General features: G+C 73.5%; 16 protein-coding genes. 11 read left to right on the forward strand and 5 right to left on the reverse strand.

Translation table 11 applies throughout. From position 1 onward, the window contains the following. The first annotated feature begins 101 nt into the window (after positions 1-101). Positions 102-1,481, forward strand: coding sequence for an NADP-specific glutamate dehydrogenase (gene gdhA, locus BX266_RS01960; RefSeq protein WP_099897201.1), 1,380 nt, complete (start codon positions 102-104; stop codon positions 1,479-1,481). Positions 1,482-1,535: 54 nt separating this feature from the next. On the opposite strand, the gene BX266_RS01965 is transcribed toward gdhA, so the two are convergent. Further along, positions 1,536-1,946, reverse strand: coding sequence for an Immediate-early protein 2 (locus BX266_RS01965; protein ID WP_099897202.1), 411 nt, complete (start codon positions 1,944-1,946; stop codon positions 1,536-1,538). Positions 1,947-2,054: 108 nt separating this feature from the next. Between BX266_RS01965 and BX266_RS01970 the strand changes: the two genes are divergently transcribed. Beyond that, complete coding sequence (locus tag BX266_RS01970; protein WP_107490707.1) at positions 2,055-2,654, forward strand: hypothetical protein; 600 nt, start codon at positions 2,055-2,057, stop codon at positions 2,652-2,654. Between the two features lie 246 nt (positions 2,655-2,900). Further along, the gene (locus BX266_RS01975) at positions 2,901-3,902 is read left to right on the forward strand and encodes a hypothetical protein (protein WP_099897203.1); all 1,002 of its coding nucleotides are present in this window, start codon (positions 2,901-2,903) and stop codon (positions 3,900-3,902) included. Between the two features lie 70 nt (positions 3,903-3,972). Here BX266_RS01975 and BX266_RS01980 read toward each other — a convergent pair whose 3' ends face one another. Next, complete coding sequence (locus BX266_RS01980) at positions 3,973-5,400, reverse strand: lamin tail domain-containing protein (protein ID WP_259464488.1); 1,428 nt, start codon at positions 5,398-5,400, stop codon at positions 3,973-3,975. A gap of 272 nt (positions 5,401-5,672) precedes the next feature. Between BX266_RS01980 and BX266_RS01985 the strand changes: the two genes are divergently transcribed. The 3 genes from BX266_RS01985 (at position 5,673) to BX266_RS01995 (ending at position 9,616) form a co-directional block, all read left to right on the forward strand. Continuing rightward, the gene (locus BX266_RS01985; RefSeq protein WP_099897204.1) at positions 5,673-6,185 is read left to right on the forward strand and encodes a protein phosphatase; all 513 of its coding nucleotides are present in this window, start codon (positions 5,673-5,675) and stop codon (positions 6,183-6,185) included. 645 nt (positions 6,186-6,830) lie between these two features. Further along, positions 6,831-7,751, forward strand: coding sequence for a lytic polysaccharide monooxygenase (locus BX266_RS01990; RefSeq protein WP_099897205.1), 921 nt, complete (start codon positions 6,831-6,833; stop codon positions 7,749-7,751). A 245-nt stretch (positions 7,752-7,996) separates the two neighbouring features. Beyond that, entirely contained in the window at positions 7,997-9,616 is a 1,620-nt protein-coding gene (locus BX266_RS01995; RefSeq protein ID WP_099897206.1) for a cellulose binding domain-containing protein, read from the forward strand. A 72-nt stretch (positions 9,617-9,688) separates the two neighbouring features. Here BX266_RS01995 and BX266_RS02000 read toward each other — a convergent pair whose 3' ends face one another. Further along, on the reverse strand, positions 9,689-11,212 hold the full coding sequence (locus BX266_RS02000) for an MFS transporter (RefSeq protein WP_259464489.1): 1,524 nt from the start codon (positions 11,210-11,212) through the stop codon (positions 9,689-9,691). A 283-nt stretch (positions 11,213-11,495) separates the two neighbouring features. Here BX266_RS02000 and BX266_RS02005 point away from each other — a divergent pair, with 283 nt between their 5' ends. Then, complete coding sequence (locus tag BX266_RS02005; RefSeq protein WP_259464490.1) at positions 11,496-12,218, forward strand: TetR/AcrR family transcriptional regulator; 723 nt, start codon at positions 11,496-11,498, stop codon at positions 12,216-12,218. Between the two features lie 239 nt (positions 12,219-12,457). Further along, entirely contained in the window at positions 12,458-13,759 is a 1,302-nt protein-coding gene (locus BX266_RS02010) for a chitinase (RefSeq protein WP_099897208.1), read from the forward strand. A 93-nt stretch (positions 13,760-13,852) separates the two neighbouring features. On the opposite strand, the gene BX266_RS02015 is transcribed toward BX266_RS02010, so the two are convergent. Beyond that, on the reverse strand, positions 13,853-14,344 hold the full coding sequence (locus BX266_RS02015; protein WP_099897209.1) for a hypothetical protein: 492 nt from the start codon (positions 14,342-14,344) through the stop codon (positions 13,853-13,855). An 86-nt stretch (positions 14,345-14,430) separates the two neighbouring features. Next, positions 14,431-14,946: a DinB family protein gene (locus BX266_RS02020; protein WP_099897210.1), complete on the reverse strand. Its 516-nt coding sequence runs from the start codon at positions 14,944-14,946 to the stop codon at positions 14,431-14,433. 249 nt (positions 14,947-15,195) lie between these two features. On the opposite strand from BX266_RS02020, the gene BX266_RS02025 reads away from it, so the two are divergent. The 3 genes from BX266_RS02025 (at position 15,196) to BX266_RS02035 (ending at position 17,687) form a co-directional block, all read left to right on the forward strand. Next, the gene (locus tag BX266_RS02025; protein WP_099907275.1) at positions 15,196-16,641 is read left to right on the forward strand and encodes a glycine hydroxymethyltransferase; all 1,446 of its coding nucleotides are present in this window, start codon (positions 15,196-15,198) and stop codon (positions 16,639-16,641) included. Positions 16,642-16,792: 151 nt separating this feature from the next. After that, on the forward strand, positions 16,793-17,323 hold the full coding sequence (locus tag BX266_RS02030; protein WP_143686842.1) for a hypothetical protein: 531 nt from the start codon (positions 16,793-16,795) through the stop codon (positions 17,321-17,323). 82 nt (positions 17,324-17,405) lie between these two features. After that, entirely contained in the window at positions 17,406-17,687 is a 282-nt protein-coding gene (locus BX266_RS02035; RefSeq protein ID WP_099897212.1) for a pyrimidine/purine nucleoside phosphorylase, read from the forward strand. The last annotated feature ends 21 nt before the right edge of the window (positions 17,688-17,708 follow it).

Genomic DNA, 17,708 nt, shown 5'->3' on the forward strand with positions numbered 1-17,708 from the left:
GGTGTTCACATGCCGGCCGTCCTGCCGGAAAACCCAGCTCAGCGCTGGGACACTGGGGTGGACCATCGCTCACCATCCGATCCACGGAAGGTTGTGCCTGCATGCCGGCCACCCCCAGCTCTGCCGTGTCGACCGAGACCGACGCCCGCCTGATCGAGCCGCTGTACCAGGAGGTGCTGCGCCGCAACCAGGGCGAGAACGAGTTCCACCAGGCGGTCCGCGAGGTCCTCGACACGCTCGGGCCGGTGCTGGTGAAGCGTCCCGAGCTGCTCGACGCACGGATCGTCGAGCGGATCTGCGAGCCCGAGCGGCAGCTGATCTTCCGGGTGCCGTGGTCCGACGATCGGGGCGGCATCCACGTCAACCGCGGGTTCCGGGTGGAGTTCTCCAGCGCGCTCGGCCCGTACAAGGGCGGACTGCGCTTCCACCCCTCCGTCAACCTCGGAATCGTCAAGTTCCTGGGCTTCGAGCAGATCTTCAAGAACGCGCTGACCGGAATGCCGATCGGCGGCGGCAAGGGCGGCTCGGACTTCGACCCGAAGGGCCGCTCGGACGCCGAGATCATGCGGTTCTGCCAGTCGTTCATGCTCGAACTGCACCGCCACCTCGGCGAGTACACCGACGTCCCGGCCGGTGACATCGGTGTCGGCGGCCGCGAGATCGGCTACCTGTTCGGCCAGTACAAGCGGATCACCAACCGCTACGAGTCGGGCGTGCTGACCGGCAAGGGCCTGGGCTGGGGCGGCGCGCAGGCGCGGACCGAGGCCACCGGCTACGGCTGCGTGATGTTCACCGAGGAGATGCTGCGCACCCGCGGCGAGAGCCTCGCCGGGCAGCGCGTGGTGGTCTCCGGCTCCGGCAACGTGGCGATCTACGCGACCGAGAAGGCCCAGCAGCTCGGCGCGACGGTGCTGACCTGCTCGGACTCGACCGGCTACGTGGTGGACGAGAAGGGCATCGACCTGGCGCTGCTGAAGGAGGTCAAGGAGACCCGCCGCGGCCGGGTCTCGGACTACGCCGAGGCCCGCGGCCCGCACGTCAAGTACGTGGCCGGCACGGGCGTGTGGAACGTGCCGTGCGACGTGGCGCTGCCCTGCGCGACCCAGAACGAGCTGCACGAGTCGGACGCGCTGGCGCTGGTCCGCGGCGGGGTGAAGGCCGTCGCCGAGGGCGCCAACATGCCCACCACCCCCGAGGCGGTGCGGGTCCTGCAGGAGGCCGGCGTGGCGTTCGCGCCCGGCAAGGCCGCCAACGCGGGCGGCGTCGCCACCAGTGCCCTGGAGATGCAGCAGAACGCCTCCCGCGACTCGTGGACCTTCGAGCACACCGAGGCCCGCCTCGGCGAGATCATGAAGCACATCCACGACTCCTGCTACACCACCGCCGAGAAGTACGGCAGCCCCGGCAACTACGTGGTCGGCGCGAACATCGCCGGCTTCGAGCTGGTCGCCGACGCGATGCTGGCGCAGGGCCTGATCTGACGCACCCGCACACCCGGCCGGGCCGGACCGCCGCGCGGTCCGGGCCCGGGCGTCTCACCGCAGCAGGGCGCGCAGCGCCCGGCGGAACACGATCCGCCCGCACCAGGCCGTCGGCCGGTCGAACAGCGCCGGCAGCAGGTCGAAGCGGAGGTCCTCCCGCCACCGGACCACCGCGCCGCCGCGGTAGCGGCGGACCTCGATCTCCGCCCAGCCGTGCACCACCGGGCCGCGCTTGGCGAGCCGGCAGATCCCGGGCCGGCCGTCCTGCGGGGGCTCCCAGCGGGCCAGGTCCATCACGTCGTCGAAGCCGATCCGGCCCACGCCGGTCCTGGCCCGCACCGTCCGCCCGTCGGACTCGACCCGGGTGAACGGGACGCCGGCCCCGTGCCGCGGCCAGTCGGTGACGCGCCGCCAGGTCTCGTCGACGTCCAGCGCGGTGGCCTGCACGATCCTGAACTCGGTCATCCGCCGATGCTATCCGCCGTCCCGGGGTGTTCGGCCCCGCCCCGGCGGCGGTACGTTGTGCCGTCGCGCCGCGACCGGCGCACGCACGGGGGAAGGTGGGGGGCCGTCATGCCCGAGCAGCGGCGCGCCGGGAAGCGGGACCGGACCAAGGACGGGGCCACGCCGAGACGCGGATCGAGCGGCCACCCGGCCGGCACCGCGACCGGCCGGGTCCGGGCCCTCCTGCTCGCCGTCCTGGGCACCGCGCTGGGCGTGGCCGTCCTGGGGGGCGGCGTGCTCGGGCTGCACCGGCTCGCCGCCGACCAGCGCCTGCCGCAGGCCCGCCTGACCGTGACCTCCTGCACCCTCACCGGCCACGGCCGCGCCGCCACCACCCACTGCGACGGCACCGGCGACGCGGCCCGTCCGCTGCGTCTCGCCGACGCCGCCGAACGGTACGCCCCCGGCACCGTGCTGACCGTCCACTGCGACACCGACGGCCACTGCACCGCCCCCTCCCCCGGCCGCTGGTTCGTCACCACCGCCGTCCCGCTCGGCGGCCTCCTCGCCACCGCCGCCGGCCTGACCGCCCTGGCCCGCCCCCTGCCCGAACCCGCCGCCCCGCACCGCCCCGCCGCCCTCCGCCGGCGCGTGCTCCGCATCGGCGCGGCCACCGCTGCACTCCTCGCCCTCGCCGGCTGCCTCGCCCACGCCTTCGGCGCGAACTGAGCGGGCGTCAGGTCAGCACCCGCGTCCTCGGCCCGGTCAGCGTGCCCGCGCCGCCGACCGCTCGCCACCCCTCTCCGTGACCCGGCGGGTCGCCCTCGCCCGCGCCGCCGGCGGGTCGCCCCTGCCCGCGCGGCCTGCCCCGGTCGTCCTCGGCGCGGTGGCCGCATCGCTGCTGCTCACCGTCCCTCCCCCAGCCCCCGGCGGGTCGGCACGGCCGCACCGCCGTCCCGCACCGATAGTGGGACGGTGCGCGTCCCGTCCCACGACCCCGGCCGACGAGCCGTCCTGCTGGCCGGGCTCGGCAGCGCCCTGACGGCCTGCTCCTCGTCGCCCGGCCGCTCGGCGCCGACCACCGCTTCGGCGCCGACCACCTCCTCGCCGCCGCCCGCCTCCCCCGCACCGACGCCCAGCGCCTTCCCGTCGCCGGCCGCCTGGCAGCCGGGGCCGGGCGAGCTCCAACCGGACGTCAAACTCCGGGCGGCGCAGGTGGTGGAGGCGATCGGCAGCTGGCCGGTCGGCGGCCAGGGCCTGGCGGCGGCCCGGCAGCGGGTGGCGGCCGCGGGGGCCGAGCCGGGCCTCGCCGAGCAGGGCGGTGCACTGCTCGCGGACGCCCCGCAGGCCGCGCTGGAGGTGGTGTACGCCCAGTACGGCGGGCTGCTGACGGACACCGCGAGCGTCCTGGTGGTGTGCCGCCAGTGGCTGGCGGCCGCGGACGGCGGCGTGGTCTCCACCGGCACCACCGTGGACGTCCGGCTGTCCCGCGCGACCCCGCGATGGACGGTCACCGCCCTCCGTCCGGCCGACCCGGGCCCCGCCGCGGCCGCCCTCCCCGACCCGGCGACCAGGGTGCTGGCGCAGCCCCGCATCGCGCTGCCCCCGGCGGCGGCGGCCGACGTGCGCAGCGGGCAGGTCCACGAGTCGGTGCTGACCGCGATGCTCACCCTGGCCGGGCCGTACGCGTTCGGGGTGACCGTGGTGCGTTCGGGCCATCCCCTGCTGGTCTTCGGCACCGACCGCCCGAGCGACCACCCGCAGGGCCGGGCGTTCGACACCTGGCAGATCGACGGCCGTCCGGTGGTCGACCCGGCCACCCCGACCGACCTGGTCGACTCCTTCATGCGCGCCGCGGCGGCCGCCGGCTCCTACAACGTGGGCGGCCCCCGCCGACTCCCGGGCGGCACCACGGCGAACCAGTTCTTCAGCGACGAGACCCACCACGACCACGTCCACGCGGGGTTCCGTTCCTGACCGCCGGGCGCCGACGTGCGGACGCGGCCCCGGCCGTGGTGGCGGGGGCCGCGTCGCGCTCACCGGGGGATCAGCAGGTGATGGTGCCCTTGCGCAGGGCGTGGCCGCCGGTGTTGCTGTCGTCGGACCAGTAGACGGGCTTGCTGCCGCTGACGCACTCGTCGGCGCCGGCCGTGGTGAAGCCCTCGTTGTTGATGTTCGACATGCCGGTGGGGCGGTTGTGGACGGCCGTGACGGCGAACGCGCCGGCACTGTTGACCTTGAAGGTGCGCGCCTGGCCGGAGCAGGTGTCGTCGCAGACCACCCACATCCGGTTGGCCTGCGGCTCCCAGGAGAGTTCCATCACGCCGGCCATGCCGCTGCTGACGGTGGCGACCTTGGTGAAGCCGCCGGCCTCCAGCAGGACGTAGCCGTAGAGCGTGCCGGTGCCCTCGACGCCGACGAAGAACACGCCGCCGGTGTGCGCCGCGTAGTGGGCGGGGTCGTAGGCGGCGCCGGTCGCGGAGTCCTTGAAGCCCGCGCCCGTCAGGTAGCTGTCGGGGACCCAGGTGACGCCTTCCAGGCCGGCGTTGGAGCCGGTGGAGGGGAGGTCGGCGGTGAGGTTCCACTCCCGGGTGGCGGTCAGTGTGGCGCCGGTGCCGGAGACGTCGTAGCGCAGCACGGAGAGCCGGCTGGTGGAGGAGGAGTCGGCGTTGCGCTCGCTGGAGACGTAGACGCCGCCGGCCGAGCCGGCGGAGGTCAGGGTGACGCCCTCGTCGTCGGGGGTGCCGGTGCCGCCGGTGAAGCGCAGCGCCTTGCCGGAGGTCCAGCCGTTGGCGGTGTCGGGCTTCCAGCCGCCGCTGCCGTTGGGGACCAGCCGCCACAGCTTGCCGGAGTTCTGCACGCCCCACATCACGCCGCCCTCCTGCTGGAGGCCGGAGAGGTCGCTGCCGAACACGTTGGCGGCGTCCGCGGTGGTGACGGTGGAGCTGCCGGGCCAGGCGACGGGGGTGGTGGAGCCGGTGCCGCCGCCGGAGCAGGTGTTGGCGGAGCCGAGGGTCGGCGCGGCGGCCTGGCCCCAGGCGCCGGTTCCGTCGGGGCAGCGCGACCAGGACGGGTTGGAGTGCGAGGTCCAGCTGAAGGAGTCGACCGGGGTGCTGCCGTCGGCCAGGTAGAGCCGGGCGCTGTCGGAGGAGCCGAGGCCGAAGCTGCTGTGCACGTCGAACGCCTTGAAGCCGCCGGGGGCCAGGGTGGTGCCGGCGGCGACGGTGTACGTGCTGCTGGTGTTGTCCTTGAGGATCCACCCGGACAGGTCGATCGTCGCGGTGCCCTTGTTGTACAGCTCGATCGAGTCGTTCACCGACCCGGTCGTCACCACCTCGTTGATGCGGATGTCGTCGGCCGGCGCGGCGGCGGCGGGAGTCGCGGTGAGGACTCCCGCGCTGACGGCCGGTACGGCGACGGCGGCCAGCAGCAGGGAGAGGCGACGACGCCACCTGGGGGTGCGCGGTTCGGTCACGGGTTCCGTCCCTCGGTTCGGGGGTGTGCCGCCGGGGTGTGCCGGCGGCGGCGACCAACGTCCCGAGTCCGCCCCAACGACGGCCCACCGGCACCTGTGCCGCTCATGAACGCCCGGCGAACCCCCCGGCCGCCGACGGACCATCACTGCGCAACCGACCGAAACCCTGACACACCGTCACTCCGCCTGCCGGCGGGGCCGGTGCGGGGAACAGCGCGGCGCTCCGCGGCGTTCCAGCTCGGGAGGCAGCTGCGACGAGGCGGGTGGGAACGATGACCGGTCCGAACGACAGCGGTGCGCCCGATCCGCGGGCGCCGTGGGACGAGATCGCCCCGGGCCTGTGGCTGGGCGGCCTGCACTGGTCGGACGCCGCGGGGCGGCCCTCCCCGGTGGTGGTCGGCGCCGAGTTCGACCTGGTGGTGAGCCTGTGCCGGGCGGCCGGCCACGGCCCGGACCGGGAGGTGCCGCACCGGGTGCTGGTGCTGCCGGACGGGCCGTTGGACGCCTGGCAGTTGGCGGCCGTCCAGGCGATGGCGCTGGCGACGGCGGAGGCGATGGCCTTCGGTCGCCGGGTGCTGGTGCGCTGCGCCCGGGGCGACGACCGGTCGGGACTGGTGGCGGCCCAGGCACTGCTGGTGCTGGGCCTGACGGTGGACGAGGCGGTCGGCCTGGTCCGGGCGAACCGCTCGCTGCGCGCGCTGCGCAACGAGCTGTTCCTGGACTACCTGGCCACCGGCCTGGACACCGCCCGGCTGCTCACCTCGCTCTCCTCGCCGACGTCCTGACGGCCGGTCAGTGCCTGCTGCCGCGGCGGCGGCGCAGGACCAGCACGGTGCCGGCCCCGAGGGTGCCGGCGGCGGCGAGGGCGCGCAGTGGGTGCGGGGCGTGGCTGGGCACGGGGGTGCTCGGGCCCGGGCTGGTCGAGTCACTGGGGCTCGGCGCTCACCTGAGCGCCGTCAGGAGAAGCCCCGGCGCGCGGGATTCGAGTGCGTCGCCGCCGACCGAGGGGCCGTCAGCGGGCGGCGGCCGCCTTATCGGAGGGTTACCTGAGCCTTATCGTCCGCTTGGGCCCGCGGCCGGCCGTCGATGGGTTTCGGGCGGCGGGCGTAGCCGGGCGGGTACCGGCCCGGTAGCCGGCGCGGGCGCCGGGGGGCCGATTCCGCTGGTGCTTTCCGTGGACGGGTCGGTCGGCGCAAGCTGACGGAGCGCCAGGTCGGCTTCGCGGCACGGCCGATGGGCGTGGCTGAATCCCGCCATCCGACAACTGCCGCCGGTTGGCCGACCCTTGTCAATTGGTATAGGCCAATCGTAGCCTTCGTTCGCTCGCGGCGTGCCGGGCCCACGCCGCGCCGCCCCGGGGTCGCTCCCCGCGGTTCGGGCAGACGTGCCGCTTTCCCCCACACCCGGCCCGACCTTTCCTGAGGAGAACCATGTCCTGGTCCCGTCGCCTGCTCGCCGCTTCCGCGGTGGGCGCGGGCGCCCTGGTCACCATCACCGCCGCGGCCGGCACCGCGGGCGCCCACGGCGCCATGTTCGGCCCCACCAGCCGGGTCGCGGCCTGCTACGCGGAAGGCCCCGAGACCCCGAAGTCCCAGGTCTGCAAGGACCTGGTGGCCGACAGCGGCACCCAGCCGCTGTACGACTGGAACGAGGTCAACATCGCCAGCGCCAACGGGCAGAGCCGGCAGATCATCCCGGACGGCCACCTCTGCTCGGCCAACCGTGACAAGTACCGCGCCCTGGACTGGGCCCGCACCGACTGGCCGGCCAGTTCGGTGACGGCCGGCGCGAAGACCTTCAACTTCCGGGTCACCGCGCCCCACCAGGGCACCATGACGCTCTACCTCACCAACAGCGGCTACAACCCCACCCAGCCGCTGAAGTGGTCCGACCTGGACCTGGCCAACCCGATCGCCAGCTACGCCACGGCGCGCACCTCGGACAACGGCTACTACAACGTCAACGCCACGCTGCCGCAGCGCACCGGCCGCCAGCTGGTCTACATGGTGTGGCAGCGCTCGGACAGCCCGGAGGCGTTCTACGGCTGCTCGGACGTCGACTTCGGCGGCGGCAGCTCGGCGGCCGCGGCGGGCGCGTTCGCCGCCACCACCCCGTCCGCCCCGACCGAGGCGCAGCTCGACGCGGGCGCGGGCCGCTCGACCGTGGCGCACCACGGCCACGGCGGGGACGTCACCACCGCCGCTGCCGCCGCGGGCGCCGGCGCGGTCGCGCTGTCCGCGCCGGACGGCGGCAACGCCCTGCTCGGCGTGGCCGGCGCGGCGCTGGTGTCGGCCGTCGCCTCGGGCGTGTTCCTGGCCCGCCGGATGCGCGGAGCCGCCGTCACCGCGTGACGGCCCACGGACGCCTGACCTGAGTCAGGCGGGCGGCGCGGCCCCGTCCCCCACTTCAGGGGCCGCGCCTTCCGTCACCATGCTCCCGCCGAAGTGCCTTAACCGTACCTGATTGAACCGTCAACTCCTGGCAAAGCAGCAGGATTTCGGCTTGACGGTCGGGATTGGTCTGGACCATCTTGAGTGCCGCCCCCGCACCGAGCACGGCCCCACCCGTCCCCCACACCGTCAAGGAGGACTCGCCCATGAGGCGCGTCACCCTGTCCCTGGCCGCGGCCGCGGCCCTGATCGCCGCGCCGCTGGGCGCCTTCGCCGCCGACGCGGCCGGGGTCTCCGGCCTGGTCGCCGACTACGCCGTCAGCCAGAGCTGGTCCACCGGATTCCAGGCGACCTACATCGTCACCAACCACACCAACGCCACGGTCAACAGCTGGTCGCTCGCCTTCGACCTGCCGACCGGCGAGAGCGTCTCCAGCCTGTGGAACGGCGTGCTGACCTCCACCGCCACGCCCACCGGCACCCACTACACGGTGACCTCGCCGACCTGGGCCGCTCCGCTCGCCCCCGGCGCCTCCGCCCCCGCGGTCGGTTTCGGCGTCACCACCGGCGCCGTGCAGACCGCACCCGCCAACTGCACGGTCAACAACCAGCCGTGCGCCGGTGCGCCCGCCGACACGGCCGCGCCGAGCGTGCCCGCGAACCTGCGCTCCACCGCCACCGGGCCGGGCAGCGTCACGCTCGGCTGGAACGCCGCCACCGACAACACCGCGGTGGCCGGCTACCACGTCCGCGAGGGGTCGGCGGTGGTCGCGACCGTCACCGGAACCTCGGCCACCGTGCGCGGCCTGCTCGGCGGCAGCAGCCACACCTTCACCGTCAGCGCCTTCGACGCGGCGGGCAACGAGTCCGCGAACTCCGCGGCCGCCACCGCCGTCGCGGGCACCGGCACCAGCGCAGGCACCGCCGCCCCCTACGTGGACCTCGGCGCCTACCCGACGCCCAGCCTGCCCGCGCTCTCCGCCGCCAGCGGCATCAAGGAGTTCTCGCTGGCGTTCATCATCAACGGCAGCCAGCCGTGCACCGCCAGCTGGTTCGGCGCCTACGACCCGGCCACCGGCTGGAACAAGGCCGACATGGACGCGATCCGGGACGCCGGCGGCGACGTCCGCCCGTCCTTCGGCGGCGCCAACGGCACCGAACTCGCCCAGTCCTGCACCACGGTGGCCGCGCTCGCCGCGCAGTACCAGAAGGTCGTCGACGTCTACGCGCTCGACCGGGTCGACTTCGACATCGAGGGCACCGCGGTCACCGACCACGCCTCGGTCGACCGCCGCTCCGCCGCGCTCGCCCAGGTCCAGGCCGCGCAGCGGGCCAAGGGCCGCGACCTCAAGGTCAGCCTGACCCTGCCGGTGCTGCCCAGCGGCCTGACCGCCGACGGCGTCTACATCCTGCAGTCCGCCAAGAACGCCGGCCTGGCCGTCGACCTGGTCAACGTGATGGCGATGGACTTCGGCGACTGGGCCGCCCCGAGCCCGGCCGGCAAGATGGGCGCCTACGCGATCCAGTCCGCGCAGTCCACCCAGGCCCAGATCCGCTCGGTGTGGACCGGCCTGACGGACGCCCAGGCGTACGCCATGGTCGGCGTCACCCCGATGCTCGGCCAGAACGACACCACCTCCGAGGTGTTCGGCATCACCGACGCCCAGCAACTGCTCGCCTTCGCCCAGCAGAACCACCTCGGCGAGCTGGCGTTCTGGGAGATGACCCGGGACGCCAACGCCTGCACCGGCTCGCTGCCCAAGTGCACCAACGTCCCGCAGACGCCGTACCAGTTCTCGAAGATCTTCGCGGCGTACCGCGGCTGACCCCCCGCACGACGAAGGGCCGTCCCCCGCGCCGCTGCGCGCGGGACGGCCCTTGCCGTCACTGACCGTCCGTCACACCGCCTGGTGCTCGCCCGCCGTGCGCGGAGCGGGGGCCACCGCGTCGGCGGCCTCGACGGGCCCGCCCTCGCCGCCCTCCTCGTGCTCGGGGCGGCCGTGCATCGGGAGCAGGAAGATCGCGGCGAACACCACCACCAGCAGGCCCACCTCCGTCCACAGCGTGATCTGCTCGGCGCTCGCGAAGTCCGCCGTCTTGAGGCGCTCGAAGAACACCGTGCCCAGGATGGCGCTGCCCAGGGCGGCGCCGAGCTGCTGGACGGACGTCAGGGTGCCGGAGGCGGAGCCGGTCTCGTGCGCCTCCACCGAGGCCAGCACCATGCCGAAGAACGGGGCCATCACCAGGCCCATGCCCAGACCGGTGACCGCGAGCGCCGGGACGGTCTGCCACGGCGTGACGGCCGCGCCCTGGCTGTGCAGGGTGTACATCAGGCCGAGCACGCCGGCGACCATCACCAGCAGGCCGGCGTGCATCACCTTGCGGCCGTACTTCTGCAGCGCCTGCGAGGCGATGAAGGCGATCACCATGCCGACCGAGGCCGGGATGCCGGCCAGGCCGGACTTCAGCGCGCTGTAGTGCAGGCCCAGCTGCGTGTAGAGGCTGAACGTGAGCCAGAAGCCGGTCATCGCGGTGAAGAAGATCAGGCCGAGCACCATGCCGCCGCTGAAGCCGCGCTTGGCGAACAGGCTGGGCTCGACCAGCGGGTCCGCCCCGGTGGCCTTGCGGCGCGCCTCGTACCAGCCGAACAGGCCGAAGATCGCCACGCCGACCGCCAGCAGCGCGAACGCCCACAGCGGCCAGTCGTGCTCGCGGCCCTGGACCAGCGGGTAGATGACGGTGGCCGCGCCGACGGCGGCCAGCAGCGCGCCGACCAGGTCGAGCCGGACGGTCGGACCCTCGGCCTGCGCGGGCAGGAAGACCCGGCCGCCGACGAAGGCGAACAGGCCGAGCGGGATGTTGATCAGGAAGATCATCCGCCAGCCGGTGCCGCCGAAGTCCGCGTCGATCAGCCAGCCGGCCAGGATCGGGCCGCCGACCGTCGACAGGCCCATCACCGGGCCGAACATGCCGAACGCCGCGCCCTGCTCCTTGGGCGAGAAGATCTCCTTCATGATGCCCAGGCCCTGGGGCAGCATCACCGCGCCGAGCAGGCCCTGGGCCACCCGCGCGACGATCAGCTGCCAGGGCTCCTGGGCCAGGCCGCAGAACAGCGAGCCGATGGTGAAGCCCGCCGCACCGATCATGAACATCCGGCGGCGGCCGAAGATGTCGCCGAGCCGGCCGCCGGTGATCAGGCCGATGGCCATCGCCAGCGTGTAGGCGGCGCCCAGCCACTGGATGGTGGACTCGCCGCCGCCGATGTCGGCCCGGATCGCGGGCGCGGCGATGTTGGTGACCAGCGAGTCGAGCAGGTCCATCACCTCGGCGGCGAGGATCACGAACAGCGCGACCCAGCGCCAACGGTAGGGTTCGGCTGCGCCGGAGGGCGGCGCAGCCGTCGTGGTGACCGCGTCGGTCATGGCAACTCCTGTTGCGTACCAGGGCGCGGAGGACGGGGGCCGCGCGATGAACGGTGTTTGTCTGGACGAACACTGTTCTACGAGTCGAGCGGCGTTCCCGTCAAACGAATTGACCCTGACCTTTCCCTGACTCCGCCCCCGAGTCGTCCCCGACCCGCCTCCGGCCTGCGGTCGAGCCCCGCGCGAGCCGCGCTCCGACCGGACCCTTCGCCCACCCCTCGAACGGCGTTCGTCGCGAGTACGATGATCGACGGTGGAACGTTCAGCGAAAGCAGGTGGCCCGATGCCCGCGCAGATGCCCGCGATCCCGTGGCACAAGCCCCGCAAGGCGGAGCCGCGGCAGCCGCTCAGCCGCTCGCTGATCGTGGAGACGGCGATCCGGGTGCTGGACGCGGAGGGCCTGGCCGGGGTGACGATGCGCCGGGTCGCCCAGGAGCTGGGCACCGGCCCGGCCTCGCTGTACGCGCACGTCTCCAACAAGGAGGAGCTGTTCGAGCTGATGCTGGAGCGGGTGGTGTCGGAGATCCGGCTGCCGCTGCGGCCCGAGCCCGGGCGCTGGAAGGAGCAGATCACCGAGATCTGCTTCGAGGCGCAGCGGGTGCTGACGGCCCATCGGGACGTGTCGCTGGTGTCGCTGGGCAGCATCCCGGTGGGCGAGAGCCAGCTCGGGCTCACCGAGTTCCTGCTCGACCTGCTGCTGCAGGTCGGCCTGCCGCCGCAGGTGGCGGCCTGGGCGCTGGACGGCCTGGGCCAGTTGATCGACACCGACGCGTACGAGGCCTCGGTGTACAGCGAGCGGATGGCCCGGGGCACCGACCTGGGCGAGTACTTCGAGCAGCTCCGCTCCTACCTGCACGAGCTGCCGACGGACCGGTTCCCGACCCTGCAGGGCATGGCGGACACCATGATGACCGGCGACGGGGACGAGCGGTACGCGTTCAAGATCGAGGTGTTCCTGCGCGGCCTGGAGTCCTACCTGCCGCCCGAGCGCCGGACGGTCGGCTGACAGTTCGTCAACCTCCGTTCCGGGCACCCCCTTGACCAGCAGTTGACCTGCGCTTTACTGCTGCGGGCTGCGGTGCGCGCGGGTGCGGCCGCAAGGGTTGACGGCGGACTGGCACAGGTCTATACCAGTGGCAGTCACGTCAACCTCGGCTTGGTACCCGACCGTTGACCCGGGCGTGCACCCCACATCCCTGCGCGCACCCGGGCCGCCGTCCTCGCCGCCTCCCGGAGAGGTTCCCGATGGAACGCGCACTTCCCCCACACCCCGCCGCCCTCCCCGCCGCCGCCCGGCCCCGCCGGTCGCGGCGCGCGGTCGCGGTCGCCCTGTCCGTCTTCGGCCTGCTGGCCGGAGGGGTGGCCGCCGTCACCGCGTCTGGTACGGCGAACGCCGCCACCACCGCCGGGATCGGGTCCAACTGGTACGCGTCCGCGCCGTACCTGATGCCCGAGGACAACAGCCCGCCGAACGCCGCCGCCGTGATGGACGCCACCGGCCAGAAGGCCTTCCAGCTGGCGTTCATCCTGGCCCAGGGCAGCAGCTGCAGCCCGGCCTGGGGCGGCACCTCCTCGATCGACTCCGACACCACCATGCCGGCCGTCATCCAGACCATCCGCGGCAAGGGCGGCGACGTCTCGGTCTCGGTGGGCGGCTACGGCGGCACCAAGCTCGGCCAGACCTGCGGCACCCCGGAGGCGACCGCCGCCGCCTACCAGAAGGTCGTGACCAAGTACAACCTCAAGGCGATCGACTTCGACCTCGAGGAGCCGGAGTACGAGAACACCGCCGCGATCCACAACGAGATCGGCGCGGCCCGGATCCTGCAGCAGAACAACCCGGGCATCTACATCTCCATCACCACCGCGGGCACCAACGCCGGCACCGGCTGGTTCGGCACCCAGATGCTGCTGGAGGCGAAGTCCCAGGGCTTCACCCCGAACAACTACTCGATCATGCCGTTCGACGGCGGCTTCAACGGCGCGGCCGCGCAGACCGACGCGCTGGTGAAGTTCAACGGCATCCTGCAGAGCACCTTCGGCTGGAACGAGGCCACCGCCTACGCCCACGAGGGCGTCTCGCTGATGAACGGCCGCACCGACGCCGCCGAGTACTTCCGGCAGGCGGACTTCCAGACCGTGCTGGACTTCGCCACCGCGCACAAGCTGGCCCGCTACACCTACTGGTCCGTCAACCGGGACCGCCAGTGCCCCGGCACGGTGGACCCGGGCCTGTCCGGCGCCTGCTCCAGCGTGGCGCAGAACGACTGGGACTTCACCAAGTTCACCGTGAAGTTCGCCGGGGCGACCCCGCCCACCAGCTCGCCGAGCCCGACCAGCAGCACCTCGCCGACCAGCAGCAGCCCGAGCCCGTCCGGCGGCACCTGCTCGGCCGCGCCGAGCTGGAGCGCCACCACCACGTACGCCACCGCGGGCACCAAGGTCTCCTGGAAGGGCCACTACTGGACGAACAAGTGGTGGACCCTGAACGAGGACCCCACCCTGAGCGGCCAGTGGGGCGTCTGGGCCGACAACGGCGCCTGCTGACCCGGCCGACCTGAGAACCGAGCGGGCCGCCCGGCCGCGGAGCGCGAAGCTCCGCGGCCGGGCGGCCCGTTCCGTGCGGATCCTGACAGCGGGTCAGGCGGTGGTGCGGTTGCGGAACTCGGCCGCGACGGCGCGGGTGCTCGCCAGGTCGGCGACCGGTTCGCCGACCACCCGGGAGGCGAGCTCGGTCGCCACCTGGATGACGTCCTCGCGCAGTGCGGCCTCGGCCAGCACGGTGTCCGCGGCCAGCTGCACCTGCGCCTCGGCCACCAGCCGGTCGCGCTGCTGCTGGCCCTCGGCGCGCAGGGCGGCGATCAGGGCGGCGCCCTCCTCGGCGGCCGCCTGCCGGACGGCGGCGGCCTCGTGCCGGGCGCCGGCCAGTTCGGCCTGGAACTCGCGGCGGATGCGTTCCGCCTCGGCCCGGGCCTCCTCGGCCCGGAGCAGGCCGCCCTCGGTCCGGTCGAAGCGTTCGGCCAGCGTCCGTTCGATGCGGGGCAGCAGCACCTTGCCCAGCACCGCGAACAGGAAGAAGAAGACGATCAGTCCGAGGATCAGCTCGGGCACGTTCGGTTCGAGAGGTCCCATACTCAGTATGCTATACGGTCATCTGACGAACTGTTTGCCCGGGGTTGAGGTCAGCTCCCGCCGCAGGCACCGGAGTTGACCGCCGGTCAGCTGCCCGTCACCCCGTCGATGTGCTCGCGCAGCAGGTCGGCGTGCCCGTTGTGGCGGGCGTACTCGGTGATGACGTGCAGGTACGTCATCCGCAGCGACATCTCCTCGCCGTGCGCGGCCAGGTGCCGGTCCAGCGGGGCTCCGGCCACCGTGGCGTCCGCCAGCCGCTGCTCCTCCAGCAGGCTCAGGTACTCCCGCTCGGCCTGCTCGGGCTCCAGCAGGTCGAAGTCGGCGTCCTTGTGGCCCTCCACGAAGTGCAGCGGGGGGACGTCCGCACCCGCGAAGCGGATCCGGAACCACGTCCGCTCCACCTTGGCCAGGTGGCGCATCAGGCCGAGCAGCGAGAGCGAGCTCGCGGGCAGCGGGCGCAGCGCGAGCTGCTCGCCCGTCAGGCCCTCGCACTTGTGCAGGAAGGTGCCGCGGTGCCAGGCGAGGTACTCCGGCAGCAGCTCGGTCTCGGGCGCGGTGAGCGAGCCGCCGGTGCGGGTGGTGACGGGGACTGTCCATGTCATGGGCCCGATCATGCCGAACGCCCGGTCGGTGCACCAGGGGATTTCGTGGCGCGGGTCACGGGGCGTTCCCCGCCCGCGGATTGGTAGCATCGCGGTGAGCCGTGACTGGCGCGCTGGGATGGAACTCACCATCGGGGAGCGGCTCCGTGCGGGTGCCTGCGGGCCCCCGTCTGCTGTCGCCGTGCGCCTGGGCCGTCCGAATCGTCCGTTCCGTACGAGGAGACCGCCTTGGCCGAGTCTGCTTCCCCCCTGCCCGCGGGCCACCCGCACACCTTCGGCAGCCCCGCCGCCGACACCGCCTTCCGGAGCGCCCTGGACGTGGTGCGCGCCGTCGAGCCGCGGGTCGCCGCGGCGATCGGCGCGGAGATCGAGGACCAGCGCGCCTCGCTGAAGCTGATCGCCAGCGAGAACTACGCCTCGCCGGCCGTGCTGCTGGCGATGGGCAACTGGCTGAGCGACAAGTACGCCGAGGGCACCCCCAGCCGCCGGTTCTACGCGGGCTGCCGCAACGTGGACACCGTCGAGGAGCTGGCCGCCGAGCACGCCCGCGAGCTGTTCGGGGCCGAGCACGCCTACGTGCAGCCGCACTCCGGGATCGACGCCAACCTGGTGGCGTTCTGGGCGGTGCTGTCGCAGCGGGTGGAGAGCCCGGCGCTGCAGCGCGCGGGCGTGCGCAACGTCAACGACCTGACCGAGCAGGACTGGGCGGAGCTCCGGCGCGAGCTGGGCAACCAGCGGATGCTCGGCATGTCGCTGGACGCCGGCGGCCACCTGACCCACGGCTTCCGGCCGAACATCTCCGGCAAGATGTTCGACCAGCGCAGCTACGGCACCGACCCGGTGACCGGGCTCGTCGACTACGACGAGGTGCGCCGGATCGCCCTCGACTTCAAGCCGCTGATCCTGGTGGCCGGGTACTCGGCGTACCCGCGGCTGGTGAACTTCCGGAAGATGCGGGAGATCGCGGACGAGGTCGGCGCGACCCTGATGGTCGACATGGCGCACTTCGCGGGCCTGGTCGCCGGCAAGGTGCTGACCGGAGACTTCGACCCGGTGGCGCACGCGCAGATCGTCACCACCACCACCCACAAGTCGCTGCGCGGTCCGCGCGGCGGCATGGTGCTGTGCACGTCGGAGCTGGCCGAGCACGTCGACCGCGGCTGCCCGCTGGTCCTCGGCGGCCCGCTGTCGCACGTGATGGCCGCGAAGGCGGTGGCGTTCGCGGAGGCCCGCCGGCCCGAGTTCCAGGTCTACGCCCGGCAGGTCGTCGACAACGCGCAGGCGCTCGCCGAGGGCCTGCTGCGGCGCGGCGCCCGCCTGGTCACCGGCGGCACCGACAACCACCTGGTGCTGGCGGACGTCTCCTCCTACGGCCTGACCGGCCGTCAGGCCGAGGCGGCGCTGCTGGACTCCGGCATCGTCACCAACCGCAACGCGGTGCCGCAGGACCCGAACGGCGCCTGGTACACCTCCGGCGTCCGGCTCGGCACCCCCGCGCTGACCACCCGCGGCCTGGGCGCGGCCGAGTTGGACGAGGTCGCCGAGCTGATCCACACCGTGCTGACGGCCGCTGCCCCGGTCGGCTCCTCCAAGGCGCAGTACCTGCTGGAGGACGCCGTCCGCGACGCGGTCGCCAAGCGCGCCGTCGACCTGCTCGCCCCGTTCCCGCTCTACCCGGGCATCGCGCTCGGCTGATCCCCCGCGCCGGCGTCCCCGTCCGGACGCCTCCCGGGCCCGGGCCGCGGTCCCCCGCTGCGGCCCGGGCCGGCCCCGGCGGCCGGTGCCGTCGCTGTGCTAACGTCCCGTCGTTTCCTGCGGACTGTCGTGTGCGAACGGGGGGTCGAGGTTGTCGACGACGCGGAACCGCGCGGTGCGCTGGGCGGTCGGCGGCGGGCTGCTGCTCACGGTGCTGGGCGCCGGCGGCCGGCTGGTGCACTGGGCGACGGACGACGGGCCGCCGCTCGGCGACTCCCGGGCCTGTGCGGGCACCGACGTCCCGCTGGACCGCGCGCTCGCCACCACCGGTCTCGCCCTCCCCGCCGACGCGACCGGGGTCCACTACCTGGCCCGGCACGACGCGAGCAGCGGACGCCTCGAACTGGCGGTGGCCTTCCGCAGCACCGGCATCGCGATGACGGGGTTCCTGGCCGGGCACGGGCTGACGGCCGCTCAGGTCGAGGGCCTGGACGACGGGCCGTACGAGCACGGCGACGTGATGGAGTACCGCGGCCTGTGCGGCGCCACCGGGAAGGCCCCGGCGGTCTCGGTCCCGGTCACCACCGACGCCGGCGAGACGGTGCAGGTGGCCGTCGAAATGGACGGCCGGTCGATCCGCGCGAACACCGCGGTGGTGCTCTCCCTCTCGCCGCTCCGGTGACCAATCGGCGGACGCCCCGGCGACCCGGCGGGCCGCGCCGCTAACCTCCGCGTGTCCCGCAGTCGTCCCCTGGAGAACACGCATGCTCAAGGTCAACGAATACTTCGACGGCACCGTGAAGTCGATCGCCTTCACCTCGGCCGAGGGTCCGGCGACCGTCGGCGTCATGGCGCCCGGCGACTACGAGTTCGGCACCGCCGCGCCGGAGACCATGCACGTGGTCAGCGGCGCCCTGACCGTCAAGCTGCCCGGCTCCGCGGAATGGCAGACCTTCGGCGCCGGCAGCCGCTTCGACGTCCCCGGCGACAGCAGGTTCCAGCTCAAGGTCGAGGTCGCCACCGCGTACCTCTGCGACTACCGCTGACGGTCCGTCACCGCGCGGGTG

It is taken from the genome of Streptomyces sp. TLI_171 (assembly GCF_003610255.1).
GTDB lineage: Bacteria > Actinomycetota > Actinomycetes > Streptomycetales > Streptomycetaceae > Kitasatospora.